The 25,648-nt window shown below is 62.5% G+C and carries 22 protein-coding genes and 2 pseudogenes; 7 read left to right on the top strand and 17 right to left on the bottom strand.

The window, feature by feature from the left end:
- The 4 genes and pseudogenes from J7302_RS19375 to J7302_RS27040 form a co-directional block, all read left to right on the top strand.
- Positions 1-131 (top strand): aldehyde dehydrogenase family protein (locus J7302_RS19375; RefSeq protein ID WP_215378444.1); only part of this gene is annotated, 131 nt, incomplete at its 5' end.
- Between the two features lie 77 nt (positions 132-208).
- Positions 209-685 carry an ester cyclase gene (locus tag J7302_RS19370; RefSeq protein ID WP_215378425.1) on the top strand — a complete coding sequence of 159 codons (477 nt, stop codon included), beginning with the start codon at positions 209-211 and terminating at the stop codon, positions 683-685.
- 84 nt (positions 686-769) lie between these two features.
- Positions 770-1,093, top strand: a pseudogene (locus J7302_RS27045) (methyl-accepting chemotaxis protein); the annotation flags it as partial.
- Between the two features lie 105 nt (positions 1,094-1,198).
- Positions 1,199-1,912 carry a PDC sensor domain-containing protein gene (locus J7302_RS27040; RefSeq protein WP_394359101.1) on the top strand — a complete coding sequence of 238 codons (714 nt, stop codon included), beginning with the start codon at positions 1,199-1,201 and terminating at the stop codon, positions 1,910-1,912.
- 17 nt (positions 1,913-1,929) lie between these two features.
- On the opposite strand, the gene J7302_RS19360 is transcribed toward J7302_RS27040, so the two are convergent.
- The 12 genes from J7302_RS19360 to J7302_RS19305 form a co-directional block, all read right to left on the bottom strand.
- Positions 1,930-2,940 carry a cysteine synthase A gene (locus J7302_RS19360; RefSeq protein WP_215378420.1) on the bottom strand — a complete coding sequence of 337 codons (1,011 nt, stop codon included), beginning with the start codon at positions 2,938-2,940 and terminating at the stop codon, positions 1,930-1,932.
- A 49-nt stretch (positions 2,941-2,989) separates the two neighbouring features.
- Positions 2,990-3,430 (bottom strand): potassium channel family protein, encoded by a 441-nt coding sequence (locus tag J7302_RS19355; protein WP_215378418.1) that lies wholly within the window; start codon positions 3,428-3,430, stop codon positions 2,990-2,992.
- A gap of 11 nt (positions 3,431-3,441) precedes the next feature.
- Positions 3,442-4,473, bottom strand: a complete 1,032-nt coding sequence (locus J7302_RS19350) for a DUF2955 domain-containing protein (protein WP_215378416.1) — start codon at positions 4,471-4,473, stop codon at positions 3,442-3,444.
- Positions 4,463-5,593, bottom strand: coding sequence for an HlyD family secretion protein (locus J7302_RS19345; RefSeq protein ID WP_215378414.1), 1,131 nt, complete (start codon positions 5,591-5,593; stop codon positions 4,463-4,465). Before J7302_RS19345 ends, J7302_RS19350 begins: the two co-directional genes overlap by 11 nt.
- Positions 5,594-5,595: 2 nt before the next feature.
- Positions 5,596-7,128, bottom strand: coding sequence for a TolC family protein (locus J7302_RS19340; protein ID WP_215378412.1), 1,533 nt, complete (start codon positions 7,126-7,128; stop codon positions 5,596-5,598).
- Between the two features lie 18 nt (positions 7,129-7,146).
- Positions 7,147-8,250 (bottom strand): AI-2E family transporter, encoded by a 1,104-nt coding sequence (locus J7302_RS19335; protein ID WP_215378410.1) that lies wholly within the window; start codon positions 8,248-8,250, stop codon positions 7,147-7,149.
- Between the two features lie 152 nt (positions 8,251-8,402).
- Positions 8,403-8,840 (bottom strand): nucleoside deaminase, encoded by a 438-nt coding sequence (locus J7302_RS19330; protein ID WP_215378407.1) that lies wholly within the window; start codon positions 8,838-8,840, stop codon positions 8,403-8,405.
- A 707-nt stretch (positions 8,841-9,547) separates the two neighbouring features.
- A complete protein-coding gene (locus J7302_RS19325) occupies positions 9,548-9,961 on the bottom strand; it encodes a VOC family protein (RefSeq protein ID WP_215378405.1) in 414 nt (137 codons plus the stop codon).
- Between the two features lie 29 nt (positions 9,962-9,990).
- Positions 9,991-10,413, bottom strand: a complete 423-nt coding sequence (locus J7302_RS19320; protein ID WP_215378403.1) for a YciI family protein — start codon at positions 10,411-10,413, stop codon at positions 9,991-9,993.
- A gap of 339 nt (positions 10,414-10,752) precedes the next feature.
- On the bottom strand, positions 10,753-12,468 hold the full coding sequence (gene recJ, locus J7302_RS19315) for a single-stranded-DNA-specific exonuclease RecJ (protein WP_215378401.1): 1,716 nt from the start codon (positions 12,466-12,468) through the stop codon (positions 10,753-10,755).
- Positions 12,469-12,563: 95 nt separating this feature from the next.
- Complete coding sequence (locus tag J7302_RS19310; RefSeq protein ID WP_215378398.1) at positions 12,564-13,103, bottom strand: YaeQ family protein; 540 nt, start codon at positions 13,101-13,103, stop codon at positions 12,564-12,566.
- A gap of 69 nt (positions 13,104-13,172) precedes the next feature.
- The gene (locus J7302_RS19305; protein ID WP_215378396.1) at positions 13,173-14,327 is read right to left on the bottom strand and encodes a GGDEF domain-containing protein; all 1,155 of its coding nucleotides are present in this window, start codon (positions 14,325-14,327) and stop codon (positions 13,173-13,175) included.
- A 200-nt stretch (positions 14,328-14,527) separates the two neighbouring features.
- Between J7302_RS19305 and J7302_RS19300 the strand changes: the two genes are divergently transcribed.
- Positions 14,528-15,727 (top strand): CaiB/BaiF CoA transferase family protein, encoded by a 1,200-nt coding sequence (locus J7302_RS19300; RefSeq protein WP_215378394.1) that lies wholly within the window; start codon positions 14,528-14,530, stop codon positions 15,725-15,727.
- 152 nt (positions 15,728-15,879) lie between these two features.
- Here the strand turns inward: J7302_RS19300 and thrC are convergent, their stop codons facing one another.
- The 4 genes from thrC to xerD form a co-directional block, all read right to left on the bottom strand.
- The gene (gene thrC, locus J7302_RS19295) at positions 15,880-17,289 is read right to left on the bottom strand and encodes a threonine synthase (RefSeq protein ID WP_215378391.1); all 1,410 of its coding nucleotides are present in this window, start codon (positions 17,287-17,289) and stop codon (positions 15,880-15,882) included.
- Positions 17,290-17,376: 87 nt separating this feature from the next.
- The gene (locus J7302_RS19290) at positions 17,377-18,681 is read right to left on the bottom strand and encodes a homoserine dehydrogenase (RefSeq protein WP_215378389.1); all 1,305 of its coding nucleotides are present in this window, start codon (positions 18,679-18,681) and stop codon (positions 17,377-17,379) included.
- Between the two features lie 110 nt (positions 18,682-18,791).
- Positions 18,792-19,520 carry a DsbC family protein gene (locus tag J7302_RS19285; RefSeq protein ID WP_215378386.1) on the bottom strand — a complete coding sequence of 243 codons (729 nt, stop codon included), beginning with the start codon at positions 19,518-19,520 and terminating at the stop codon, positions 18,792-18,794.
- Between the two features lie 109 nt (positions 19,521-19,629).
- A complete protein-coding gene (gene xerD / locus J7302_RS19280; RefSeq protein ID WP_215378384.1) occupies positions 19,630-20,526 on the bottom strand; it encodes a site-specific tyrosine recombinase XerD in 897 nt (298 codons plus the stop codon).
- A gap of 336 nt (positions 20,527-20,862) precedes the next feature.
- On the opposite strand from xerD, the pseudogene J7302_RS19275 reads away from it, so the two are divergent.
- Positions 20,863-21,137, top strand: a pseudogene (locus J7302_RS19275) (hypothetical protein); the annotation flags it as partial.
- Positions 21,138-21,217: 80 nt separating this feature from the next.
- Here J7302_RS19275 and J7302_RS19270 read toward each other — a convergent pair.
- The gene (locus J7302_RS19270; RefSeq protein ID WP_215378380.1) at positions 21,218-21,649 is read right to left on the bottom strand and encodes an acyl-CoA thioesterase; all 432 of its coding nucleotides are present in this window, start codon (positions 21,647-21,649) and stop codon (positions 21,218-21,220) included.
- Between the two features lie 339 nt (positions 21,650-21,988).
- Between J7302_RS19270 and J7302_RS19265 the strand changes: the two genes are divergently transcribed.
- Positions 21,989-25,648: a transporter substrate-binding domain-containing protein gene (locus J7302_RS19265; protein WP_251702153.1), complete on the top strand. Its 3,660-nt coding sequence runs from the start codon at positions 21,989-21,991 to the stop codon at positions 25,646-25,648.

Below are 25,648 nucleotides of genomic sequence, written 5' to 3'. Positions count from 1 at the left end.
TCAACACTCACTTCATGCTGACCAGCGAAATGCCCCACGGCGGCGTGAAGCATTCCGGCTACGGCAAGGACATGTCCATGTACGGGCTGGAGGACTACACCGCCGTGCGCCATGTGATGTTCAAGCACTAAACACCTAGCCCTGCTTAGCTTTACACAAACAACGGCGTCCATCGGCGCCGACTCGACGCCCCACAGGAGAACAAGCCATGCGTAATACCTTGCGTAATTTCAGCTTCATCCTGCTTTGCGGCCTGGCGGGTCTCGCCCAGGCGGCGGACGATGCCAAGACGATCGTCGACGGCTACATGGCCGCCTGGAACGCCCATGACGTCGACAAGGCCGCTACCTTCCTCACCGAGGATGCGGTGTACTTCGATGCCACCGTCGGCACCCCGCAGAAGGGGCGCACCGCCGCGCGCGACAATGTGATCAAGGTATTCATCACCGCCGTGCCGGACCTGACCTGGAAGATGACCAGCGAGCCCATCGTCAGTTCTGACGGCATTGCCTTCCAGTGGGAGTTCAGTGGCACCAACAGCGGTGCCTGGAGCGCAGAAACCCCGGCCACCAACAAGCCTCTGAAGTTCGAGGGCGTCAGCTTCGTCCGCATCAAGGACGGCAAGATCGCCTACCAGGGTGATTACTACGACGCCCTGGGCTTCAACAAGCAGCTCGGCTGGTAAGCCACCCCCGGTGCCCGGCCCGCCGGGCACCGTTCTCTCGCCTCGCTTGCGGCGCCCTGCCCACTCCTCGTTCGGTAACTCCCGATGCACAGCAACGCTCGCCAATCCGTCGCGCCGGCAACGGATAGCAACACCCAAGGCAACTCCACCATTGACCAGGTCAAGCAGCTCGTAGCCGGGCTCAATGACCGCTGGACCGAAATCAGCAAGGTCTCCGAGGTGATCAAACAGATCGCCAAGAACACCAACCTGGTGGCCCTCAATGCCGCCATCGAGGCCGCACGCGCCGGCGAGCTAGGCCGGGGCTTTGCGGTCGTAGCCGATGAAGTCCGGCGCCTGGCCACCCAGTCGGCCAATGCCACCGCCGACATCGGCAACGTGGTCGCCACCATCCGCCAGGAAAGCGAACGCGCCCTGGCCGACGTGCAGCGTGCCGAAAGCGCCGCCCGTGAGGAAACCGCCGAGGTCCTGCTGGCCCGAGAAGCGAATCTCCTGCAGAACCAGTTCGCGGTCATGGCCGCTGCGCTCTACGGCCTGAAGAATTTCATCCTCGGCCTGCACGCCCGTGGCTTCGGCCCGCAGCGCGAGCAGGTCGACGCCGTGATGCAGCAATACCTGGCGCAAAACCCCGACCTGCTGGCCTTCGCCTGCGCCGCTGAACCCAACGCCCTGGACCAGCGCGACGCCGAGTTCGCCAGCCAGAGCGGCTACGACCATACGGGCCGGATCATGGCTTACTGGAACCGCGGCGCTGGCAGCATCCAGCGCGAGTGCCTGGTGGGTTACGACGGTGACTGGTACGAACTGCCCCGGCGCAAGGGGCGTGACGTATTCCTCGAGCCCTACGAATACACCGTGGCGGGCAACACTGTGCTGATGACCTCCTTCATGACGCCCATGCAGGCCGGCGGCCGCTTCCTGGGCATCCTGGGCGCCGACTACAGCCTGCAACAGTTGCAGGAGCGCCTTAGCCAGCAGAAGCCCTTCGGCAATGGCCACTACGCCCTGCTTTCCAACGCCGGTAACTACGTCACCCACCCGAACGCCCAGCGCCTTGGCGACGCGGCTAGCGACCTGCCCGTCGAAGCCCGATCCGTCATCCGCGAAGGCAAACAGCTGCGCTTCCGCGGGCCTGGCAACACCCGTTGCCTGCTGCACCCGATCTTCGTCGGCAACTGCAATGCGCCCTGGTCACTGATGCTGCAGTTCGATCCAGCCGAGCAGTAGTTTCCGGGGATCGCCCCTCACCTCGGTGCAAGGAGAGGGGCTGGAGGTGGGGCCGCCGCAGCCAGCAGCCCCTTCTCCTCCAACCACGCCGCATTGAACAGCCGCCCCGCATACAGCCCGCCCCGATCACACAACAAGGTCACCACGGTATGCCCCGGCCCCAACTCGCGGGCCACCTGCACGGCTGCCGCCAGGTTGATGCCAGACGAGCCACCGACAAATAGCCCCTCCTCCCTCAGCAACCGATAGACCATCGCCACGCACGTCGGATCGTCGACCTGCACGGCATCGTCGATGGGCGTACCCTCGAGGTTGGCAGTGATCCGTGTGGTGCCTATGCCCTCGGTGATCGAACTGCCTTCGGCGAGCAGTTCGCCGTGCTTCACCCAGTGGTAGAGTGCACTACCCATGGGATCGGCAAGAACAATGCGCACTTTTGGTTCACGCGCCTTGAGGGAACGCGCCACACCCGCCAACGTGCCGCCGGTGCCAGTAGCACAGACGAAGGCGTCCACGCGGCCTTCAGTGTCGGCCCAGATTTCTGGTCCGGTCGTTTCCAGGTGCGCCTGGCGATTGGCGAGGTTATCGAACTGATTGGCCCAGATGGCATTGGGTAGTTCGGCGGCGAGGCGTCCAGCAATCTTCTGGTAGTTGTCCGGGTCCTTGTAAGGCTTGGGCGGCACCGGGCGAACCTCGGCACCTAGCGTGCGTAGCAGATCGAGCTTTTCTGGCGATTGGTTATCAGGAATCACGATGATGCAACGGTAACCGCGTGCGGCGCAGATGTGCGCGAGGCCGATGCCGGTATTGCCCGCCGTACCTTCGACCACCGTCCCCCCCGGCCGGAGCCGCCCGTGGCGCTCGGCGTCATCGAGGATATAGAGGGCCGCGCGGTCCTTCACCGAACCGCCGGGGTTGAGGAATTCAGCCTTGGCGAGGATGTCGCATCCGGTCTCGTCACTGAGCCGGCCGAGGCGCAGCAGGGGAGTCTGGCCGATACTGCCGATGAAGCCTGAACGGATCTTCATGCTGCACCTCCCAAAAGCGGCGGGCGGACAGTTTCAGTCTAGCCGCCTGCTAGTGCTCCCTCCCCTGCGCCATCTGGTACTTGATGATGTCCATCACCGCGCCGGTCATCACCGCCGTGGATACACCGAACATCAGGATGCCGTTGGCAGCCTCCAGGGGCCCGAGCAGGCGCCAGGTCTCGGACATCACAATGTCGCCATAGCCCAGCGTGGCGAAGTTCACGCCTGAGTGGTACAGAGCCGTGGCGAACTGGCCGAACTCCCCCAGAAACCAGAACAACAGCGCCCAGATAGCCATCTGGGCGAAGTTGCCCAGCAGCATGAGCAGCATCACCAGCGACAGCAGAGCCGCATTCAGGAACTGCGTATCGTGCCCTTGCCGGCTCTTCCTGAACCGAACGTATTGGCGCAGGCAGAGGGACACGAAGTAGGCCTGCATCAGCAGGCAGAGCAACATCACGGGGATTCCGACCAGCAGGTTGAGCAACATGTGTCCCCCCTTCAGGTGGCGGCGCGCCGTTGTCGGCGATAACGGTGGCTGTCGATCAGGTAAACCGCACCGCAGGCGTAGAGGGTGACCGCGATGAACAACCCCATGCGCACGAAGAAGGCGGTGTAGACATCCTTGCCGCTGGCACTGTCCTGCACCGACTGGCCCAGCAGGATGATCAGGGTCACCCAGGTGTTGAGCCAGAGCCCGGTTTTGTGCCGTGTCGGGACCAGCCTGTAGAGCTTGCGGGCCAGCAACAGGCCGAACAGCAGCATCCAGAGGAAGAACATCCACAGGTGGGGAAATATGCTCAAAGCCCCCCAGAACAGGATGGCCAGCACGCCGCCGAGCAGCGTCGAGCCCAGCAACTCACGACCGGCGTCGCGGGTGCTGGTACTGCAAACCTGCTGCCCGAGGCTCACCGACTTCATGATCACCGGCATGTAGCTGGCCGGGTCGATCAGCGCCAGAAGGAAGGTTGGCAGCACCACCAATGCCGCACGCAGGGCAATCCAGGCGGACTCGGAGGATTCCAGCACAGGGCGTGCAGGTGCCGCCGGGGCATCGACAGGATCGGGAAACAGCCAGTGGCTGAACGCCGCAACCAGCGTGGCCAGGAGGATGCCTTTGGCCAGCGCCTCGATGACCGTCAGCGCCAGGCCGAAGTCGGCGGTGCCGGCCGCCGAGATCAGGGTCAGGCCGACGACCAGGAAATTGGCCACGAGCGGGTTTCCGCCGCGCAGGCCATACCGGAAACAGAGAAACAGGCACAACCCCACCAGCAGCACGCCACTCGCCTGCGCATGGCGCAGGGGCGCGATCAGCAGCAGCCCACTTCCGGTGGTCAGCATGATCATCAGCGCAAGTCCCGGTCCGGCCTTCAGGGGCAGCGGCCGATTGGACGATGCCAGCAGGAACAACGTGAAGATCGGCGGCAGAAACGGAATCGGCACGTCCAGACCGAAACTGATGGCCAGGCACAGTGCAGTGCCGCAGGCCAGCCTTAGCGCGCGCTGGCTGCGGGGATCGCACTCAGTAGGCATAGGACAGCCAGCTCATGAAGTGGATGAAAAGCCAGCCAAGCGGGTTGAGCGGGTTACCCCTGCTTGGGAAAGCCATTACTTCCGCCTGACCACCAACCCGCAGGCCCTGCACTCCGGGCAGCTCGCCTGGATCGAACTCGATGATCACCGGAAAGCGTTGCGCCGGGCGCAGCCAGTCCCGGCTATTCTGCACGGTCGGCAAGGTGCCCGGCGCGGTGGCCTGGCCAACGCTGACACCGTATCCGACGCTGCGTACTCGCCCCTCGAATACCTCGCCAGGGTAAGCGTCCAACACAATCGCAACCGGTGTGCCGGGCTCGACGTGGCTGAGGTTGTTCTCGGTCAGGTCTGCGCTTATCCACAGGTCGTGGATCGCAATCAGCGTCATGACCGGATTGCCGGCGGCCGCATACTGGCCGACATCGGTGCGCAGGTCGGTGATCAGGCCCGCCGAACGGGCTCGTATGCGGGTATTGGCCAGGTCCAGCTCGGCCTTCTCAAGGGCGGTGGCGGCGCTGCGCAACTGCGCGTTCTCCTCCTCGCTGCCGCCCTGCTGCTCACGCGCACGCTGCACGTCGGCGCGGGCTGCCGCGACCTGACTGATGGCTTGTTCGAGGGTGGCTCGGGCGCCTTCGAGACGGCGTACGGAAATGGTGCCCGGGTCTTCGCGGTACAGGCGCTCGAGGCGGTCGTTATCCTGCTTTGCCTTGAGTTCGTTAGCCTGCGCTGCACGCAGGGAAGCCAGCGCCGAATCGATCGCCGCAGTGCTGGCGCCGATCTGCCGACGCGTGGTTTCCAGATCGGCGCGGGCGCGGTCAACCGCGATCTGATACTGCTGCGGATCGACCTCGAACAACATGTCGCCTGCCCTCACGTCCAGATTGTTGCGCGCGTGAACCTGGGTCACCCGGCCAGACACCTCGGCCGCCACCGGCACCACGAAAGTCTGCACACGCGCCTGCTGCGTATAGGGCGTAAAGCGATCAGCCATCAAGTACCAGGCGAGGCTCAGGACAATCAGTCCGACCACCCATCTCGTCCCTTTTTTGACCGGATCGGCCTCGCTCACTGCTTCCTGCGGAGCCGATTCAGGGACGGGAGGCTGCGGTTGTTCGCTCATCGTCACTCACCTTGTTCGGAGGGCGGAGAAGCTTGGGTGGGCGGGGGCTCGTCCAGCAGGCCGCCCCAGTCGGTGCGTTGTTCCATCTGTTCGCGAGTAGCCGGGTCGATGACCGGCTCTGCCCTGTACCAACCGCCACCGAGAGCCTTGTACAGGGCGATCAGGCTGAGCACGGCATCGTTACGGCTGACCAGGTAACTCTCCTGTTGCTGGAACAGCTCGCGCTGGGCATCCAACACACGCTGGAAATCCGCAAAGCCCTCAAGGTATTGGTCGTTGGCCAGCTCCAGCGAGCGCATTGCCGCCAGGGCCGCCTCGTGGCGGATGCCCTCGCTTTCCAGCGCCTTGGTCATTCCCGTGGCCGCATCGTCGGCTTCACGCGCGGCCTGACGGACTCCGTCTCGGTAAGCTTCGATCAGCTGCTGCAGGCGGGCATCCTGCACCCGCACATTGTTCTTGATGCGACCGTAGTCGAAGAGATTCCAGACCAGGCTGGGGCCGGCAACGAGGTCGAAGCTGTCAGAAGCACCATCCAGGGTGGTGGCCGTCCAGCCAATACTGCCCAGCAGGCTCAGGGAGGGATACAGGTCTGCTTCGGACACGCCGATCAGGGCAGACTGGGCCGCAACCGCGAGTTCAGCGGCGCGTACGTCCGGGCGCCGTAGCAGCAGGTTGGCCGGGACATCCTGCAGCACGGCGCGGTCGGGCAGCGGAATCAGCCCTTGCTGCTCAGGCAGTTCCGTCAGAGGGCTCGGCGGACGGCCAATCAGCACGGCCAGGGCATTGCGCGTACGCGCCACCTGGGCCTCGAAGTCAGGAATGGTGCTCAGGGTGCCAAGGTACTGAGTCTTGGCCTGCTGGAAATCGAGCTCACCCGTGTCACCACTTTTGAATAGGCGCTCGGTTATTTCCAGGCTGCGCTTCTGCCGATTGGCGTTCTCGCGGGCGATGCGCAGGCGAGCCTCGGAAGTGCGCAGCGTGAAATAGGTTTCCGCCACCTGGGCGCGGAGCAGGACCAGCACGTCTTCGTAGTTGGCCTGTGCGGCGAAGTAGGCGGCATCGGCGGACTCGATAGCGCGGCTGAAGCGCCCCCAGAAGTCCAGTTCCCAGCCAATTTCGAAACCGGCGCTGTGCTCCCAGAAGTGACTGTTCTGCGGGTTCCTGCCTCCGGACTGGTGACGCTCGAAATAGACGCTGTCGGCGCGCCCCTGCTGCAACTGCGGGTAGCGCCCGCTCAGGGCGATTCCGAGCTGAGCACGGGCCTCCACGACTCGCAGGCCGGCAATTTCCAGGCTCGGGTTGTTCGCATCCGCTTCAGCGATCAGCGCATCGAGGGTTGGATCAGCGAATACCTGCCACCACTGGCGAAAGTCAGGTTGCGGGTGCTGCAGGCTCGCCTGTTCGATCGCTGGGCTGTTCCAGTGCTCGATCCAGCCCTCACGCGGCGACTGGAAGTCGGGCCCCAACTGCACGCAGCCGGAGAGCCCGATGGCTCCGAACAGGAGTATCCAGACTGGGACTGGTGATGACGGCATAGGGGCGGTCCAGCCGCATCAAGTCGCCTTCTCTTCGCCCAGCTCTGTGTCCGGGCGCGGATCCTCCACCCAGTGCCAGAACAGCATGTAACCCACCCCCAGGATCACCGGACCGATGAACAAGCCAATGATGCCGCCCGTGACCATGCCGCCCAGGGCGCCGATCAGCACTACAGGCATTGGCACATTGACCCCTCGGCCCAGCAGTAAGGGTTTGAGCACGTTATCGGCCAGGCCGGCGACGAAGGTGTAGATGGAGAAGACAATCACCCCAATCGTTGGACCTTGTGTGGCGAAGACGAAGATGATCACCGGGATAGTGATGAGGGTGGCGGGCAATTGCATGATGCCGAGTAGCAGGACGGCCAAGGCCAGCAGGCCGGCGCCCGGTATGCCCATGACGACGAAACCGACGCCGACCAGCAACATCTGGATGAAGGCGATACCCACCACGCCCTGGGCGACGGCACGTATGGTGGCCGTGCAGAGCTCAGCGATCTGCGGACCCCGCTCCGGACCAGAGATACGCGTGGCGATCTGCACTGCACTTTGGGTTCCGTTGGAGCCATAGGCCATGACGATCCCGGCCACGATCAACGCTCCGATGAATAGCAAGAAGCCTGCGCCCACCCCAGCCAGTTTGCCAAGCAGGCCCAGGCCCATACCGCGCAGGTGCGGCATGAGCTTCTTCAACAGGCTGGTCAGATCGACAGATGCCTGCTGCCAGAAGTCGAACAGACTCTGGCCAATTAGCGGCCAGCCGGCGACGGATTCGTTGGGTGGGGGGATGTGCAACTCTCCCCCCTTGATCAGCTCCAGGGCGCCCTGGACCGATTCAGCAATGGAAATGGCCAACAGGTAGATCGGAACCATCAACAGGGCCAGCGAAACCAGAATGATCAGAGTCGCCACCTGCCCATCCCGCATCCCCATTTTCTGCTTGAGCTTGAGATGCAGCGGGTAGAAGGTCACCGCCAGGATCAGGGCCCAGAGCATCAGGTTCAGGAACGGCTGAAACACCTGATAGCAGGAGATCGCCAGCACAGCGATAAGGCCGGCGCGAATCAGCACATCCAGGAAGCTACGCGAGAACATCTGATCGGAAAGGCCAGAGGGGATCATCGAGTTCTCCTTGAAGAGTCCCAGTCGAACCTGGCGCCAAAATTTGCTCCTCGGCGCCTTGCTCAGCATAGACGCTGGAAACCAGTTGACACAGCGAGCAAGGAGAACTTTGGTTGGTCCCATCGCCCGCACGAGTGCCGGGCAGCAGCGCCCTACTCACCGATATCCTCATTCCAGAGTTCGGGCCTTGCCGAGATGAAGTCTCGCATCAACCCTACACAGCTTGCATCCTGAAGGACCTCGAGCTCCACACCTCGCGAGCGCAGTAGCTCCTCCTCGCCCATGAAGGTGCGGTTCTCGCCAATGATCACCTTGGGAATGCCGTAGAGCAGGATCGCGCCGCTGCACATGGAACAGGGCGACAGCGTGGTGTATAGCACTGCCTCGCGGTAGACGCTGGCGGGCTGGCGGCCGGCGTTCTCGAAGGCATCCATTTCGCCGTGCTTGATGGCACTGCCTTGCTGGATACGCCGGTTATGGCCGCGGCCGATGATCCGGCCCTTGTGGACGATGACCGAGCCGATGGGAATGCCCCCCTCGGCGAGACCGAGGCGGGCTTCTTCGAGGGCGGCTTGCATGAAGGGGTCCATGGGATGTCCTTGCGTGGATGGCGGATGGGAGATTTGTAGACCAGATCGGCGGATTTGGGCAGGGGGCGGATGCTGGGGGCTCATGCCGGATTGGCAATATTGTGCGAGGCCGCTTGAAGCCATGTCGTCTGGCTGCTTGACGAGTGGCCTGAGGGTTTCCGTTCCGCTCTCTTGCTACACACCGTTCTGAGGGCTGTCACGACGAGACATCCCCGTCTTGCGTCCCCGTTTATTGTGCGTCCGCTCGGCCTGTTGAGGGGACCATCCCTCACCCCCGGCCCCTCTCCCAGAGGTAGAGGGGTGACTCTGAACTGCTGTTCTTCAGCGAAGGCCATGCCCACTGCAATCTGGAATCGGGCGAAAAGAGGTGGGGCCGCAGAGTCGCCCCTTCAGGAGGCCTGAGTGGAATCGTTGTGGAAGGGGACGAGCAACATGGATGTTGCGAGCGGCGATGGAGGGAGGGGACCCCGCCGCAGGCGGGGCCGGATGCAGGGGCAAGCCCTTTTGGTTTCTTTTGGGGTGACTGCCAAAAGAAACTCGCCCGAGGGGGCGAAACGGCGATCTGAAGCCAACGCAACATTCAGCCAGAAACCAAAATCGGAAGCCCACGCCGCCAGCCCTCACCGTGGATTGCCAATCCGGTGTGAAGCCCACTCCCCTCATCCATCCTTTAAGGTCGCTTCATCCCCAACCCCAAGCGCTCTCCCCTACTGATCCTTCTCGCAGTTGACCATCCAGGGCACCCCGAACCGATCCACCAGCATGCCGAAGCGCTCGGCCCAGAAGGTCTTCTGCAGCGGCATCCGCACCTGGCCGCCCTCGACCAGGGCGTTGAACACCCGCTCGGCTTCGACAACGCGGTCGACATTGATCGACACACTGATACCGCGGATCGGCTCATAGGGCTGATGTGGCGGGCAGTCAGAGCCCATGATCACCTGGTCGCCAACGGCCAGGCGGGCGTGGATGATCTTGTCACGGAAGTCTTCCGGCACCTCGTTGCAAGCCGGTGTCTCGGCGAACGTGAGGAAGGCCTCCAGAGTGCCGTTCAGGCACTTGGCATAGAACTGGAAAGCCGGGCCGCACTGGCCGTCGAAGGTGAGGTAGGGATCGATCTTCATGATTGTCTCCTTTAGGCGAACTTCAGCTGTCACTGCTGTTTGGCTTTCTCGAAGACGCGCTGTTCCTGCTCGCGCAGCTCGGGAGTGAGTTCCTCACCGAAGTCCTCGGCTTCGAATACCTGGCGGATCTCGATCTCGGATTCGGTGGGCATGGGATTGGGGCAACGCTTGACCCATTCGATGCACTCTTCCAGGGAGTTGACCTTGAACAGCCAGAAGCCGGCGATCAGTTCCTTGGTTTCGGCGAAGGGCCCGTCGACGACCGTACGATCCTTGCCCTTGAACACCACCCGCTTGCCCTTGGCACTGGGGTGCAGGCCCTCGCCGGCGAGCAGCACGCCAGCATTCACCAACTCTTCGTTGTACTGGCCCATGGCCGTGAGCAGCTCTTCGCTTGGCATGACGCCCGCTTCAGATTCCTTGGTTGCTTTGACTATCACCATGAAGCGCATCGTTGTTCTCCTGTTGGGTGGCCCGAACGCCAGGCTGCGGCCCTTGCCTGCTGGCTGTGCTAATTGGTCGAACGGGCTACGACTGAATCGACAGGCAGACAAGAATTTTTTGCAGGGGCAGCGGGAATGGAAGAGCGTAGACCGGAATGAGGTGGATGCCAGGCCAGGGGGACGGGCGTGCAGGCGCACCAGGCAGGCCTCCAGCCTGCGTTCTCGAATGAACTCGCTCCTGCAGGGGACACTAGAGACCAAGCCAAGGCACGGAATGGCTCCCCTCTCCTCTTCAGCAAGAGCGGCTGGGGGAGAGGGAAGTAAGGCCAGCAGGTGGGTAGCGTGCCATCAACGTGGCGCTATATGCGCCACCATCAACTGCACGCTTTCATTGCCGCGGTATTCGTTCACGTCCAGCTTGTACGCCAGTTCGGCCCAGCGCACCGTGGGATTCGGCCAGAGTTCGCGGTCGATGTTGAAGGCGATGCCGTCGAGCTGGATGGAACCGCACTCGCTTTTCAGGACCAGCTTGAGGTGGCGCTCCCCGACTAGACGCTGCTGGACGATCTGGAACACGCCGTGGAATAGCGGCTCGGGGAAGTGCTGGCCCCAGGGCCCAGCCAGGCGCAACGCGCGCGCCAGCTCCAGATGGAACTCCTCGACGCTGAGCTGGCCATCGGAGAGCAGCCGGCCGGTCAGGTCAGCCTCATTGAGCTGGCGACGGACCTCGCCATCGAAGGCGGCGGCGAAGGCGCCGAAATGCTCCTGCGGCAGCGACAGGCCAGCGGCCATGGCATGCCCGCCGAACTTGCTGATCAGCCCCGAATGGCGGGCGGCCACCGCATCCAGCGCATCGCGGATATGAAAGCCCGGCACGGAACGCGCCGAGCCCTTGAGCAGTCCGTCGCCAGCATCGGCGAAGGCGATGGTCGGGCGGTGGTAACGCTCCTTCAGGCGCGAAGCAAGAATGCCAATGACGCCCTGGTGCCATTCCGGGTCGAACAGGCAGAGGCCGAAGGGCAGGTCCTCGAGCGGCAGGTCTTTCAGTTGGGCCAGGGCCTCGCGCTGCATGCCCTGCTCGATGGCCTTGCGATCCTGGTTGAGCTGGTCCAGTTGCACCGCCATGTCGCGGGCCAGGGCCTCGTCCTCGCAGAGCAGACACTCGATGCCGAGGCTCATGTCGTCCAGGCGTCCGGCGGCATTCAGGCGTGGGCCGAGGATGAAACCCAGGTCGGTGGAGGTGATGCGCCCAGCCGGTCGCCCCGCCACTTCGAGGATCGCCTTGAGGCCCGGCCGCGCCCGGCCGGCGCGGATGCGCGACAGGCCCTGGTGGACCAGGATGCGGTTGTTGGCATCCAGCGGCACCACATCAGCGACGCTGCCGAGGGCCACCAGATCGAGAAGGTCGCCGAGATTCGGCTCTTTCAGCCCGGAGCGGGCGAACCAGTCCAGCTCACGCAGGCGCGCGCGCAGGGCCAGCAGGACGTAGAAGATCACACCGACACCGGCCATGGCCTTGCTGGGGAACTCACAGCCCGGCTGATTGGGGTTGACGATCGCATCCGCCGCCGGCAGTTCATGGCCAGGCAGGTGGTGGTCGGTCACCAGCACCTTCAGTCCGGCAGCCTTGGCCGCGGTCACGCCTTCGACACTGGAAATGCCGTTGTCGACGGTCACCAGCAGGTCAGGCTGGCGCTCCAGGGCCACCGCCACGATTTCCGGCGTCAAGCCGTAGCCATACTCGAAGCGGTTGGGCACCAGGTAGTCAACATGGGCGGCACCAAGCATGCGCAGGCCGAGTACGCCGACGGTGCTGGCCGTGGCGCCGTCGGCATCGAAGTCCCCCACGAAAAGAATGCGTTGGCGCTGCTCCAGTGCGTGCACCAGCAGGTCCACCGCAGCCTCGATGCCCTTGAGCAACTGAAAGGGAATCAACCGTGCCAGGCTCTTATCCAGCTCGGCGGCGGACTGCACGCCCCGGGAGGCGTACAAGCGGGCCAGCAGCGGTGGCAAATCACCCAGATCGGGCAGGACGTCAGGCAGGGAGCGGTGTTCTATACGCATGGGCGGTCCAATCTGAAACTCGACTTCCCCCGCACCCTCCGGGCGCGGGGCCAAGGGCGAGAGGCATCGCCCTCGCCAGGGGGAGATGAAATGGATCAGCGCTCGCCTACGAGCCACTCCAGCGGGACTTCGTGCTGGCCACGCTCATCGGTCACATAGAGCGCACCGTCGCTGATCATCACGCTCCAGCTGATCGAGCGCGGCAGGTCATGGGCCAGTTCCTCAAGCGCCTCCTGTTGCACGGCAACGACATTGATGTTCTTCAAGCTGCGCACGCTGTCGAGCACCTTGGTCTGCCAGACACGCAGGTTGCCGTAGGTAACCAGGCTGAACCGCTCGGTTCGGCGAGAGCACCATGTGATGCGCTCGGCATCCGGCTGGCCCACTTCGATCCAGTGCAGCACGCGGTCGTCCAGGCTCTTCTCCCACAGCGCCGGCTCGTCGACATCCGACAAGCCACGCCCGAAGGCCAGTTGCTCGTGATACCAGAGGACATAGGCGATCAACCGCACCGCCAGGCGCTCTTCGGTTTCCGAGGGGTGCTTGGCAACGGTGAAACGCAGATTTTCATAGACGTTGCGGTCGAGATCCGTCAGGTTGAGCTCGACTTTGTAGGGGGTCGCTTGGAGGGCCATTGGGGGCTTCTTGGTGATTCGCAAAGGCCGCAAGTCTACCCTGATTCCTCCACCTTGGCTGACTTCCGGCTAATCGGCGGTGTAGCGCTGGATACGGTTGCGTCCCTTGTCCTTGGCGGCGTAGAGCGCTTCGTCCGCCAGCGACAGCAAGCGAAATAGATCGTATCCGGCCTCTCGGGTGCCAGCGATCCCGATGCTGACGCTGAGCAGCCCCGGCTCTTGAGCCGGCAAATCGGCGAACTCGCGACGGATGCGCTCGGCCACCTGCGCGGCCGCCTCATCGTCGGCATCGGCCAGCAAGCAGGCGAACTCCTCACCGCCAATGCGACCGAACACATCCTGCTTGCGCATGCTGCTGACGGCGACCCGGCTGAAGGCCACCAAAGCCTCGTCCCCGGCTGCATGACCGAAGTTGTCATTGAGCCGCTTGAAGTAATCCAGATCGCATAGAAGCAGGGCCGCCGGCTCCTGGCGATGCTCACAGCTGGCCAGCAGGTATTCGCCCGACGACATGAAAGCCCGACGGTTGCCGACGCCAGTCAGGGGGTCGCAGTAAGCGGCGGCACGGAACTTCAGCTCGGCGCGCTCCTTGACCATGGCCAAGGTCACGAAGGCAATGCCGATGGCGTAGAGCAGGGTCTCGAAGACCAGCAGCGAGAAGAAGCTGGTGCCCTGACCTGAACTGACCAAGGCCTGCTCGAAAGGCATGCCGCGGTCGACCACGATGCGCACGCAGTAGAAGCCCATGTGGAAAATCGTCAGGACCAGAGCCGGCACGTAGGCCACTTCCAGGCTCTTGCGGCTGCGCCAGAGCTCAAAGGCACTGAGCCCGGCGTAACTGACGGTTACTATCGAACTGAGGGCCACGCGCACCGTCAGCGACTCGTAGAAGGCAGGGTTGAGACAGAGCAGCGCCCAGATCACCGCGCCCGCGCAAATGCCCGGCAGGTGTGGCTGGCGTCCGGCAAATACGCGCATGGCGGTCCAGTTCATCGCCCCGCACAGTTGCAGCACCACATTACCGATGACCAGCGGCACGTAGTCCATGCCAATGCCACGCAGGCTGCCGAGAACCGTGCCCAGCGCTCCGAGCAGAAGCATCGCGGCCAGATAGCCCAGGGTCGGTTCGCGACGACCGCGGCGCCAAGCGTGGAGCATGAGAATGCCCACCAGAGCGAGGATGTAGATATCCACAAGCATCAGGGTGGGGATATTCAGTTGCACATGCCCTCCTCCCGGTGCGGACTGGGCGACAAGTGGCAGCGGATTGCAGGGCGGGTTGGCATGGCGGTCGGCGAGCGCGAATGGAAGTCCTGCAAGAACTTTAAGTCGGCCCAGAGGGGGGCGCCAGCGGCAATACGGGCTGTTCGCTGCAAACACCACAGAGTAGAGTCGCCGCCATTGCCTGGCCCATGGATAACCCGATGAACGCACCTGCCAAACCCCTCGCCGGCCTCAAAGTGGTCGAGCTCGGCACCTTGATCGCTGGCCCCTTTGCCTCTCGTCTGTGCGCCGAGTTCGGTGCCGACGTGATAAAGATCGAGTCACCGGATGGCGGTGATCCGCTGCGCAAGTGGCGCAAGCTGTACGAAGGTACCTCGCTCTGGTGGTTCGTGCAGGCGCGTAACAAGAAGTCCCTGACCCTCAACCTGAAGCACCACGACGGCCAGGAAATCCTCAAGAAACTGCTCGCAGAAGCGGACATCCTGATCGAGAACTTCCGACCCGGTGTATTGGAAAAGCTCGGCCTTGGATGGGACGTGCTCCATGCGCTGAACCCGAAGCTGGTCATGGTGCGCCTGTCCGGTTTCGGCCAGAGCGGCCCGTACAAGGACCAGCCAGGCTTCGGCGCCGTAGGCGAATCCATGGGCGGACTGCGTTACATCACCGGCTTCGAGGATCGCCCGCCGGTGCGTACCGGCATTTCCATCGGCGACTCCATCGCTGCGCTCTGGGGCGTCATCGGTGCGCTGATGGCACTGCGCCACCGCGAAGTCAATGGAGGCCAGGGCCAAGTGGTGGACGTGGCGCTCTACGAGGCGGTATTCGCCATGATGGAAAGCATGGTGCCGGAGTTCGATGTGTTCGGCTTCATCCGCGAACGCACCGGCAACATCATGCCCGGCATCACGCCCTCCTCCATCCATACGAGCGTCGACGGCAAGCATGTGCAGATCGGCGCCAACGGCGATGCGATCTTCAAACGCTTCATGCAGGCCATCGGCCGGGATGACCTGGCCAACGACCCTCAACTGGCCGACAACGCCGGCCGCGATGCTCGTCGCGATGAACTCTACGGCGTGATCGACCGCTGGGCGGGCTCACTTCCGCTGGAGGAAGTGCTGACCATCCTTAACCGCGCCGAGGTGCCAGCCAGCCGGATCTTCTCCGCCGAAGACATGTTCAGCGACCCGCAATTCCTCGCTCGCGAGATGTTCCTCTCGGCAAAGTTGCCGGACGGCAAACCGTTCAAGATGCCCGGCATCGTGCCCAAGTTGTCGGAAACCCCCGGCTCGGCCGAATGGGTCGGCCCGGAGCTGGGTGAGCACAACGCCGAGGTGCTGGCGGGGCTGGGTTACAGCACTGAGCAAGTGGCGGCGTTGAAGGCGGATGGGGCGATCTGATCGCCGAGGGCTGGAAGCCGGCGTTCCCTGTTGGGGCGAATTCGCCCCAACAAGAATTTGCCTCCACAAGGGGCTTCCTCCACAGGAAACCCTGGCATGAAAAAGGCCGGCACCTCTCGGAAACCGGCCTTTCTTGTGGCTTGCGCCTTGGCTTAGAGCGGCTTGCCGCGGTTGCCATGTTGGCTGACGAAGGCCTGGATCTGCTTCAGGTCGTTCGGCAGTACAGTGCAACGCTCTTCACGCTGGAACAGGTCGGCCAGGTGCGCCGGCAGTGCCGGAGCCTGGCCAACGCCGGCCTTCTCGACAGCTTCCGGGAACTTCACCGGGTGCGCCGTGCCCAGGGTCACCATCGGGATGGCCAGGCTGCGGCGGCACTCGCGTGCGGCACGGACGCCGATGGCTGTGTGCGGGTCGAGCAGCTCGCCACACTCCTCGAACACCTCGGCGATGGTCTCGCACGTGGCTTCGTCATCCACAGCCAACGAGTCGAACAGTTTGCGCGCTTCGGTCCAGCGGTCTTCCTCGACGCTGAAGCCGCCGCCCTGCTTGAAGGTATCCATCAGGCTGGCGATAGCAGCGCCATTGCGGCCGTGCAGGTCGAACAGCAGACGCTCGAAGTTGGACGACACCATGATGTCCATGGACGGCGACAGGGTCGGATGCAGAGTGTCCTTGACGTACTGGTTGCCGCTCATGAAGCGGTGCAGGATGTCGTTGCGGTTTGTGGCGACGATCAACTGGTTGATAGGCAGCCCCATGTTGCGCGCCAGGTAACCGGCGAAGATGTCGCCGAAGTTGCCAGTGGGTACCGAGAAGGCCACGGAACGGGCCGGCCCACCGAGTTGGATCGCTGCGTGGAAGTAGTAGACGATCTGGGCCATGATCCGCGCCCAATTGATCGAGTTGACCGCTACTAGACGGGTGCCCTTGAGGAAGCCCTGATCGGCGAAGCTCGCCTTGACCATCTCCTGGCAGTCGTCGAAGTTGCCCTCGACAGCGATGTTATGGATGTTGTCGCCGAGGATGGTGGTCATCTGGCGGCGCTGCACTTCCGACACGCGGTTGTGCGGATGCAGGATGAAGATGTCGACATTGTCGCAGCGGCGGCAACCTTCGATGGCCGCCGAGCCGGTGTCACCGGAGGTGGCGCCGATGATCACCACACGCTCCCCGCGCTTGGCCAGCACGTAGTCGAGCAGGCGACCGAGCAACTGCAGGGCGAAATCCTTGAACGCCAGGGTCGGGCCGTGGAACAGCTCCAGCACCCACTCATTGCCGTTCAGCTGGCGCAGCGGCGCCACCGCGTTATGGGCGAAGACGCCATAAGTTTCTTCGAGGATTTTCTTGAAGTCGGCATCCGGGATGCTACCGGTCACGAAGGGGCGCATCACGCGGAAGGCCAGTTCGTGGTACGGCAGGCCAGCCCAGGAGGCAATTTCTTCCTGGGTGAAGCGCGGCAGGTTTTCTGGCACGTAGAGGCCGCCGTCGCTGGCCAGGCCGGCCAGCAGGACGTCTTCGAAGTTCAAGGCCGGTGTCTGGCCGCGGGTACTGATATAACGCATAGCTTCAAACCTTGGTTTCGAGCTCCCGGCACAAGAAGGGGCGCCGGGGGATCGCCCCTGCGCTCCACCACCCGCGCCGGCGGCTACTTAGTTCAGTTGCTCGACGCGGATGCGCACAACGCTGCCTACCACGTCATCCAGAGCTTCCAGCGCGGCAATGGCGTCGTTGACGCGCGCCTCGACGACCCGGTGGGTAACCAGGATCATCGGCACCAGGCCGTCTTGCTCTTCGACTTCTTTCTGCATGATCGATTCGATGTTGATGCCACGCTCGGAAAGGATGGTGGCCACCTGTGCCAGCACGCCCGGATGGTCTTTGGCCTGGATGCGCAGGTAGTAGGCGCTCTCACAGTCTTCGATCGGCAGGATCGGGTGGTCGGACAGTGAGTCCGGCTGGAAGGCCAGGTGCGGAACGTGATTTTCCGGGTCGGTGGTCAGTGCGCGAACAACGTCGACCACGTCGGCCACAACGGCCGAAGCAGTGGGCTCCATGCCGGCGCCAGCGCCGTAGAACAGGGTGCTGCCAGCGGCGTCGCCGTTGACCATCACGGCGTTCATCACGCCGTTGACGTTAGCGATCAGGCGATCGGCCGGGATCAGTGTCGGGTGCACACGCAGCTCGATGCCGCTATCGGTGCGGCGCGCCACGCCCAGGTGCTTGATACGGTAGCCCAAGGCTTCGGCATAGTTGACGTCGGCAGTGGTGAGCTTGGTGATGCCCTCGGTGTAGGCCTTGTCGAACTGCAGCGGGATACCGAAGGCGATGGACGCGAGGATCGTCAGCTTGTGAGCAGCATCGATGCCTTCGACGTCAAAGGTCGGATCAGCCTCGGCGTAGCCCAGCGCTTGCGCTTCCTTCAAGACGTCATCGAAAGCACGGCCTTTCTCGCGCATTTCGGTGAGGATGAAGTTGCCGGTGCCGTTGATGATGCCGGCCAGCCAGTTGATGCGGTTGGCAGACAGGCCCTCGCGGATCGCCTTGATCACCGGGATACCACCGGCCACGGCAGCTTCGAAGGCGACCATGACGCCCTTCTCGCGAGCCTTGGCGAAGATTTCATTGCCGTGCACGGCGATCAGCGCCTTGTTCGCAGTAACGACGTGCTTGCCGTTGTCGATGGCCTTGAGAACCAGGTCACGAGCCAGGGTGTAGCCACCGATCAGCTCGATGACGATGTCGATTTCCGGGTTGTCGACCAGTTCGAAGATGTCCGCGGTGATGGGGGTGGTACCGGTTTCACACTTCGGGTTGGGGCGACGAGCGGCAATCTGGGCAACCTCGATTCCGCGCCCGGCACGGCGGGCAATCTCCTCGGCGTTGCGTTTGAGTACGTTGAAGGTGCCGCCACCGACGGTCCCCAGGCCACAGATGCCTACTTTTACCGGCTTCACGCTGAACTCCCCATCATCACTGCGAAAACGGCCGGGATCGCCCCGTCCGCGGAAAAGAGCCGCACTTTACGAAGCGGCTGAATTTTGGTCAATCGAGCCGGGCCTGCAGGTTACTTGGCCTCCAGGGCCAATTTCGCCAACTGCGGCGCCGGCTGGTAACCCGGGATCATCTGGCCGTTACCCAGGACTATGGCCGGGGTGCCATTCACGCCGATCATTTGGCCCAGTTCGAACTGCTTGGCCACCGGGTTATCGCAAGTAGCGGCGGGCAGCTCCTGGCGGGACTTGGCCTTGTCCATCGCGGCCTGACGGTCCTTGCTGCACCAGACGCTGACCAGACTGTTGTAGCCATGGCTGCCGATACCCTGACGCGGGAAGGCAACATAGCGCACCTCGATGCCACGGCGATTGAGTTCAGGCACTTCGCTGTGCAGTTTCTGGCAATAGCCACAGTCGGTGTCGGTGAAGACAGTGATATGCGCCTTGGCCGGCTCCTTGGGAGAGAACACCACCATCTCGCTCTTGGGAATCGCATTGATCTCCTTGGCGATGGAGCGGCTCTCGGCTTGCTCGGTAAGGTTTACCGGCTTGCCGTCCTTGATCTGATAGAGGTAGCCCTGCATCAGGAACTGCCCGTCGGCACTGGTGTAAAGCATGCGGCCGCCCTTGAGCTGGACCTGGTAGATACCGGTCATGGGGCTTTCGGCAATGCTTTCGACGGGCACGCCCAGTTGCAGCGTATCGAGAGTCTTGCGGATGGCCTGGTCAGGGTCGGCAGCCAGGCTGAGGGTACTGGCCAGGCCAAGGGCCAGGGCAGCGCAAAGGCGGGTCACGCGCATGGATACTCCTGTCGAGCGGCGGACGTTCGTACGATCGCTCAAGCCTAACACAGAAGGCCTCCAACGCCGACGCCAGGCGCTCGGTGGGATGAATCCGCCCCCGGCAGTCTCAGCCTCGCGGATGGTGCTGGGCATGCAACTCCTGCAATCGCGCACGAGCGATGTGGGTATAGATCTGGGTGGTGGACAGGTCGCTGTGGCCGAGCAGCATCTGCACGACACGCAGGTCGGCGCCATGGTTGAGCAGGTGGGTGGCAAAGGCATGGCGCAAGGTGTGCGGCGAGAGCGGCTTGGCAATGCACGCGACCTGGGCGTGGTGCTTGATACGGTGCCAGAAGGTCTGTCGGGTCATCTGCTCACCCCGCATGCTTGGAAACAACACATCGCTAGGCTTGCCGGAGAGGAGAAAGGGGCGCGCCTGCCGCTGGTAGCGTTCAATCCAGAGGATGGCTTCTTCGCCCAACGGCACGAGCCGCTCCTTGCTGCCCTTGCCGAACACCTTGAGCACGCCCTGGCGCAGGTTGACCTGCTCCAGCGTCAAGCCCACCAATTCACTGACCCGCAGACCGCAGGCGTAGAGCACTTCGAGCATGGCGCGGTCACGCAGGCCGATCGGGTCTTCCAGGTCGGGGGCGTGCAACAGAGCCTCTACATCAGCTTCGGAGAGGGACTTGGGCAGCGGGCGCCCGAGTTGCGGCAGATCCACCTGAAGGGTCGGGTCCTCACTGATCACCCCTTCACGCAGCAGGTAGCGATAGAAACCGCGCACGCCGGAGAGAAAGCGTGCGGTCGAGCGAGCCTTGTAACCCTCCGCCAGGCGCCAGGCCAAGTGATCCAGGATCAGCTCGCGCCCGGCCGCCTCCAATGCCAGGCCACGTGCATCCAGCCAGCCGTTGAAGTGGGCAAGATCACTGCGGTAGGCATCACGGGTATGGGGTGAAAGGCCTTTTTCAAGCCAGAGGGCCTCAAGAAATCGATCGATAAGGGGATGTTCCAGGGCGGACATGGCAAGCTGCTTTTCTATGACGTGGCGCTAGTCTTCCATAGCGGCTGGCGTATTTCATCCGCAACATGGCCCCCTGGTGAACCCTGGGCGGCATCGTGGCCACGGCGTTATCGCCGATGTTCGCCCAGGTCCTGCTGGAGGTGAGTCAGGAGCTGGGTCCACCCTGGAGGCGGCTGGTCGCGGGTGTCCCTGATGGAAACCGACGCGACGGTAGGTGTTACCAATGATCGCGTCACCTGTCGCCCACACTGACCAGTGGCCGTACCGACCTATCCTAAGTTCGGTGACACCCGGTTCAGCAATCCCATGATTTCACCTTGATATCATCCCATCTTCGGTGACGGACTGGGCTCGGTACAATAGCTGCCCAAGCTGGTGATGCCAGTGCTGAAAAGCCATTGCGCCGAGACGTCGATGCAGGATGTGGCTTACAACCCTGGTCAGGTTGCCTCCACCATCAACCCTGACGACCCCTTGAACCTGCGCCTGCCCAGCTCCATCGGTGAGGTGCGCTTCGATATCCGCGTGGCTGGAGCCTCTCAGATCCAGAGCTTCGGCAGCCTGACGCTCACAACATCGACCCGCCCCAGGCGTCCCTCAAGGTGAGCTTGCACAACTGCGTGAATCCTCCCGACGAAGGTCACGCCCAACCGCGAACTGTGCCCCCCGGAGACCTGGAACACCGGTCGCACTAAGCCGTTTCACTGGAAGCCTTGGCAAACTCCGGCAGGACCTGCACCGGGCGCTTGTCCTCACCGATCGCGACGAAGCTGAACAGGCCGCTGATGGCCTTCTCACGAACAGGACGGTACATGTCTTCGACGAACACCTCGACCTCGACCTTGAGGCTGGTATTGCCGACATGCACCACACGCCCCACCAACTCCACAATGGAGCCCGCCGGGATCGGATGCTTGAAGTCGATGCGATCACTGGACACTGTTACCAGTGGCAAGCGGCAAAAGCGGGTTGCAGTGATGAACGACACCTCATCCATCCAGGCCAGTGCGGTGCCACCGAACAGCGTGTTGTGGTGGTTGGTGGTTGGCGGGAACACCGCCTTGGTTACCCGGCTTTCGGACATCAAGATCCGGCGGGCGATTTCTTGCTCTCTTGGGGTCATGCCACGACTACTCGATTGATAACTGATGTGGCTGCCACTGCGTGCCGCAAATCTTGTCGTTGTTCTGCGCTGCCAGATGGACAGGGAGACCCCCCTGGCGCCCGGCGGGCCCTTGCCGAAACATTGCAACACTCAGGCGGGAGCGCGGGGGCGGATTATTCCATAAGGGCGCCCGCCTCTTCACCCAGACACAACTGCCCCTCCCACCAGCCCGTCGCCCCGAGTAGACGTAGGAATTAGCTGATCTTATCAACGAATAATCCCAAACATCCCTAGCGAGCTGTCCATCACGTAGGCGCACCGTCAACGCTCAGCTATTTTCCGCCGCACCAGCATCCCTTGAGTGCTGAACTGAATGCCAGACGCAACGCCTGTGGCGGCCGAGACGGAATAATGCGCTCACACTTATTGACCTTCATCGCACTATTGATTGCCAGTAATTCCATGCAGACCTTGGCAGAGCCGCACACCTTGCCGCTGCTGAGCCGCCCGATCAGCTTCGATTGGAAAGTGGACATCTCCGACGACGACCGCTTATGGATTCGAAGCAAAGGCGAACTCATCCTCGCAGTCGGCAACGACCTCCCCCCCTTTGACCTGACCACCAGCGGCCGCGACTATGAAGGTCTTACAGCGGATGTGGCAGGTCTGGTGTCCCGGCTACTGGATGTGCCGTTGCGCGTAAGACGCTTCACGGATCGTGAGCTGGCCATGCAGGCCGTCCTGCAAGGTGAAGCAGACCTGCTGAGCACGTCGAACGACCTGGAGGCGGAGAATCCGCGCCTTGTCTTGACCCAGCCCTATGTATCCGACCGTCCGGCCTTGGTCACCCGCCTGGACGAACAGCGCGAGCTACCTGCAAACCTTGGCGGCATGCGAATCGCGATCTCCCAGGAGTACCTGTCTCCAAGGAGGGTGCAAGCTATCTATCCGCTGGCCTCGGTACATAGCTACCCCACACCGGACTCCGCAATGCGGGCGGTGGCGATGGGCAAAAGCGACGTGTACCTGGGCGACATGATCTCCTCGAATTACCTGATCAACCAGACCTTCTCCAACCACCTGCGAATCACCCGATTCGGTGGGATGGTCTCCCAGGGGTTCGGCTTCATGCTACGCAAGGAAGATACCCGCCTGCTTCGCATGCTCAACACGCTCTTCAGCCGCTTTCTGCAGAGCCATCGATCCAGCCTCATGAAGCGCTGGAGCGGCGGCAACACGCCCGCCCTGCTGGAACCCGAGCTGCCACTTACGTCCGCTGAGCAGACGTGGCTAGAGCAGCACCCGGTCGTACGTGTCGCCACATATGGCAACTACACGCCGGTAACCTTTTTCGATAGTGAGGGCAACTATCACGGCATTACCGCAGATGTTCTTGAACAGGTGCGGCTGCGCACCGGACTGCACTTCGAGATTGTCCGCACTGCCAGCATGGATGGCATGCTCGATGACCTGAAAAGTGGTCAGGCGGATATGATCGGAGCACTGAGCCCCAGAATGACGCTCGAGAAGACCGTCAGCTTCACCCGTCCCTACATGAGCGTTTCCTTTGTCACCGTCACCCCTCGACAGCCGGAAGCAGCCGCCAGACTGGAGGCTCTGGCAGGCAAGCGCGTGGCCGTTACGCGCGGCTACATCCTGCTCGACTTCCTGCGTCGCACCTATCCGCAGGTGCAATTGGTCGAAGTCGACTCACTGCTCGACGCCCTCGCCCTCACCGCACGAGGTGGGGCGGATGGCGCCGTCATGTCTGGAAATGTCGCCGAGTACTACGTCCACCGAATGTTTTCGGACAAGCTCCGCATTTCGGAACTCATCGATGTGCCGGAGGAGTTCATCGGCTTTGCGGTGCGGCGGGAGAACCACGAGCTGGTCTCGATTCTGGACAAGGCGCTGGTCGGCATTCCGCCTGACGAACTGGCAGTCCTGGTCAACCAGCGTTGGCGCTCCAACGTTGAAGTCAGCGGTCAGTCATGGCGGGACTACCTGCAGATCATCTACCAAGTAGTCATGATCTCCAGTCTGTTGCTGCTCGTATCTCTCTTGTGGAACGCCTACCTTCGCCGTCAGATCAAGCTTCGGATACAGGCCCAGCACGCTCTCAATGATCAGTTGCAGTTCATGGAGGCATTGATCAACGGCACGCCGCATCCTATTTACGTAAGGGATCTGAAGGGCAACCTCCTTCTCTGCAATGAAAACTATCTGCAAACCCTGGGCCTCGAACGGCAGCCTCTGATCGGACAGGCCCTTCCTGAACAGATCCTGGACAACCCGGCGGACGCCGAACAGCTGCGCAAGGACTATCGCCAGGTAATCGAAGAAGGTCTCTCGTTACAGAACGATCGGCAACTCAACGTCCGCGGCCAGCAGCTGACCCTCTACCATTGGCTGCTGCCCTACAGGGACTTCCGCGGCAAAGTTAAGGGCGTCATCGGTGGCTGGATCGATATCAGCGAACGCCGCAGGCTGGTCGACGCGCTGCAAGAGGCGAAGGAACGGGCCGACGAGGCAAGCAGGGCCAAAAGTACCTTCCTCACCACCATGAGCCATGAAATCCGTACGCCAATGAATGCGGTGATCGGCATGTTGGAGCTCGCCCTCAAGCGCGCGGAGCAGGGCCAGTTAGACACCCCTGCGATCCAGTTGGCCTATGGCTCGGCAAAGAATCTTTTGGAGCTGATCGGAGACATCCTGGACATTGCGCGGATCGAGTCCGGCCGCTTGAGCCTGACTCCGGTCCAGGCCAACCTGCGCGATCTGGTGGAATCGGTGGTGCGCGTGTTCGACGGCGTCGCACACCAGAAGGGCCTGGAACTTCTACTGGCATTCGACGACCGGATCGACTGCGACGTCCAGATCGACCCAATGCGTTTCAAGCAGATCCTCTCCAATCTGGTGAGCAATGCCATCAAGTTCACAGAATCAGGAAGCGTGAGCATTCGGGTAACGGGATCATCAGGCCAGGAGCGACGCCTTGCGCTGAGGCTGGAGGTAGAGGACAGCGGCATAGGCATTGGCGAGGCCGACCTGCAACGACTCTTTCAGCCCTTCGTACAAGCCAGCAACAACGATCCGAACATCAACCGGGGCGCCGGCCTGGGTCTGGTGATCAGCCGCACCCTTTGCGAAATGATGGGGGGTACCCTGAGCATGCACAGCAAGCTTGGCCATGGGACTCAAGTGACGCTGACCCTGGACCTCGTGCAGTTGGATGAAGGCCTGCCCATTGCGCCTCCAACGCCTGGAATTACCAGACTACGCCAACGCCCCTTGGACGTGCTGGTCGTAGACGATCACGCGGCCAATCGCGAACTTCTCAGGCAGCAACTGAGCTTCTTGGGACATCGGATCACCAGTGCTCAGCACGGCGCCGAAGGCCTGGAAATCTGGAGGAGAGAACGCTTCGACGTGGTCATCAGCGACTGTCACATGCCAGTGATGGGCGGTTACGCACTGACGCGCCGCATCCGCGAACAGGAACAAGCCGAGGGACGCCACCGCTGTCGGGTGCTCGGGTACACCGCAAACGCGCAAAGCGAAGAGTTCCAACGGTGCCTTGAAGCAGGGATGGATGCCTGCCTGTTCAAACCTGCCAGCCTCAAGGCGCTGGAAGTACAGCTGGCAGAGGCTACAGGATTGCCCCCTGCTGAACCTGGGTTGCTTAGGTGCGACCTGGGAGAATTGGACCTGCTTACTGGAGGGAATCCAGTTCTCAATTCACGCTTGATCAATGAGATTTTGCAAGCAAACCGAGAGGATCTCGACCAATTGCGCGCACTCACTGGACAGCAGGACTGGCAAGGCATCGCAGGGCTGGCGCACAAGATCAAGGGCGCCGCCAAAATCATCAAGGCGAGGCACCTGATCGACAGTTGTCAGCGCCTCGAGTCGCTGTGCCAAACACCTGCCCCGCTGGCCTCATTGCGCGAAGGTGTGGAACGCGTCGAAGACGCGTTCGAACAACTCGAGCAAACCTTGAGACCCAACCAGGCATGA

Origin of the sequence: Metapseudomonas boanensis (assembly GCF_018704125.1) — a bacterium.
Classification (GTDB): Bacteria; Pseudomonadota; Gammaproteobacteria; order Pseudomonadales; family Pseudomonadaceae; genus Metapseudomonas; species Metapseudomonas boanensis.
Note: the sequence above shows the minus strand (reverse complement) of the source record. Positions and strands in the feature narration are given on the sequence as shown.

Bases quoted from the DNA above. Each gene is read 5' to 3' on its own strand.
- xerD (WP_215378384.1), bottom strand. From the start codon at position 20,526: ATGTCCGCCCTGGAACATCCCCTTATCGATCGATTTCTTGAGGCCCTC.
- J7302_RS19300 (WP_215378394.1), top strand. From the start codon at position 14,528: ATGAACGCACCTGCCAAACCCCTCGCCGGCCTCAAAGTGGTCGAGCTC.
- J7302_RS19310 (WP_215378398.1), bottom strand. From the start codon at position 13,103: ATGGCCCTCCAAGCGACCCCCTACAAAGTCGAGCTCAACCTGACGGAT.
- J7302_RS19340 (WP_215378412.1), bottom strand. From the start codon at position 7,128: ATGCCGTCATCACCAGTCCCAGTCTGGATACTCCTGTTCGGAGCCATC.
- J7302_RS19330 (WP_215378407.1), bottom strand. From the start codon at position 8,840: ATGGACCCCTTCATGCAAGCCGCCCTCGAAGAAGCCCGCCTCGGTCTC.
- J7302_RS19325 (WP_215378405.1), bottom strand. From the start codon at position 9,961: ATGAAGATCGATCCCTACCTCACCTTCGACGGCCAGTGCGGCCCGGCT.
- J7302_RS19360 (WP_215378420.1), bottom strand. From the start codon at position 2,940: ATGAAGATCCGTTCAGGCTTCATCGGCAGTATCGGCCAGACTCCCCTG.
- J7302_RS19345 (WP_215378414.1), bottom strand. From the start codon at position 5,593: ATGAGCGAACAACCGCAGCCTCCCGTCCCTGAATCGGCTCCGCAGGAA.
- thrC (WP_215378391.1), bottom strand. From the start codon at position 17,289: ATGCGTTATATCAGTACCCGCGGCCAGACACCGGCCTTGAACTTCGAA.
- J7302_RS19370 (WP_215378425.1), top strand. From the start codon at position 209: ATGCGTAATACCTTGCGTAATTTCAGCTTCATCCTGCTTTGCGGCCTG.
- J7302_RS19355 (WP_215378418.1), bottom strand. From the start codon at position 3,430: ATGTTGCTCAACCTGCTGGTCGGAATCCCCGTGATGTTGCTCTGCCTG.
- recJ (WP_215378401.1), bottom strand. From the start codon at position 12,468: ATGCGTATAGAACACCGCTCCCTGCCTGACGTCCTGCCCGATCTGGGT.
- J7302_RS19285 (WP_215378386.1), bottom strand. From the start codon at position 19,520: ATGCGCGTGACCCGCCTTTGCGCTGCCCTGGCCCTTGGCCTGGCCAGT.
- J7302_RS19320 (WP_215378403.1), bottom strand. From the start codon at position 10,413: ATGCGCTTCATGGTGATAGTCAAAGCAACCAAGGAATCTGAAGCGGGC.
- J7302_RS27040 (WP_394359101.1), top strand. From the start codon at position 1,199: ATGGCCGCTGCGCTCTACGGCCTGAAGAATTTCATCCTCGGCCTGCAC.
- J7302_RS19350 (WP_215378416.1), bottom strand. From the start codon at position 4,473: ATGCCTACTGAGTGCGATCCCCGCAGCCAGCGCGCGCTAAGGCTGGCC.
- J7302_RS19335 (WP_215378410.1), bottom strand. From the start codon at position 8,250: ATGATCCCCTCTGGCCTTTCCGATCAGATGTTCTCGCGTAGCTTCCTG.
- J7302_RS19270 (WP_215378380.1), bottom strand. From the start codon at position 21,649: ATGACCCCAAGAGAGCAAGAAATCGCCCGCCGGATCTTGATGTCCGAA.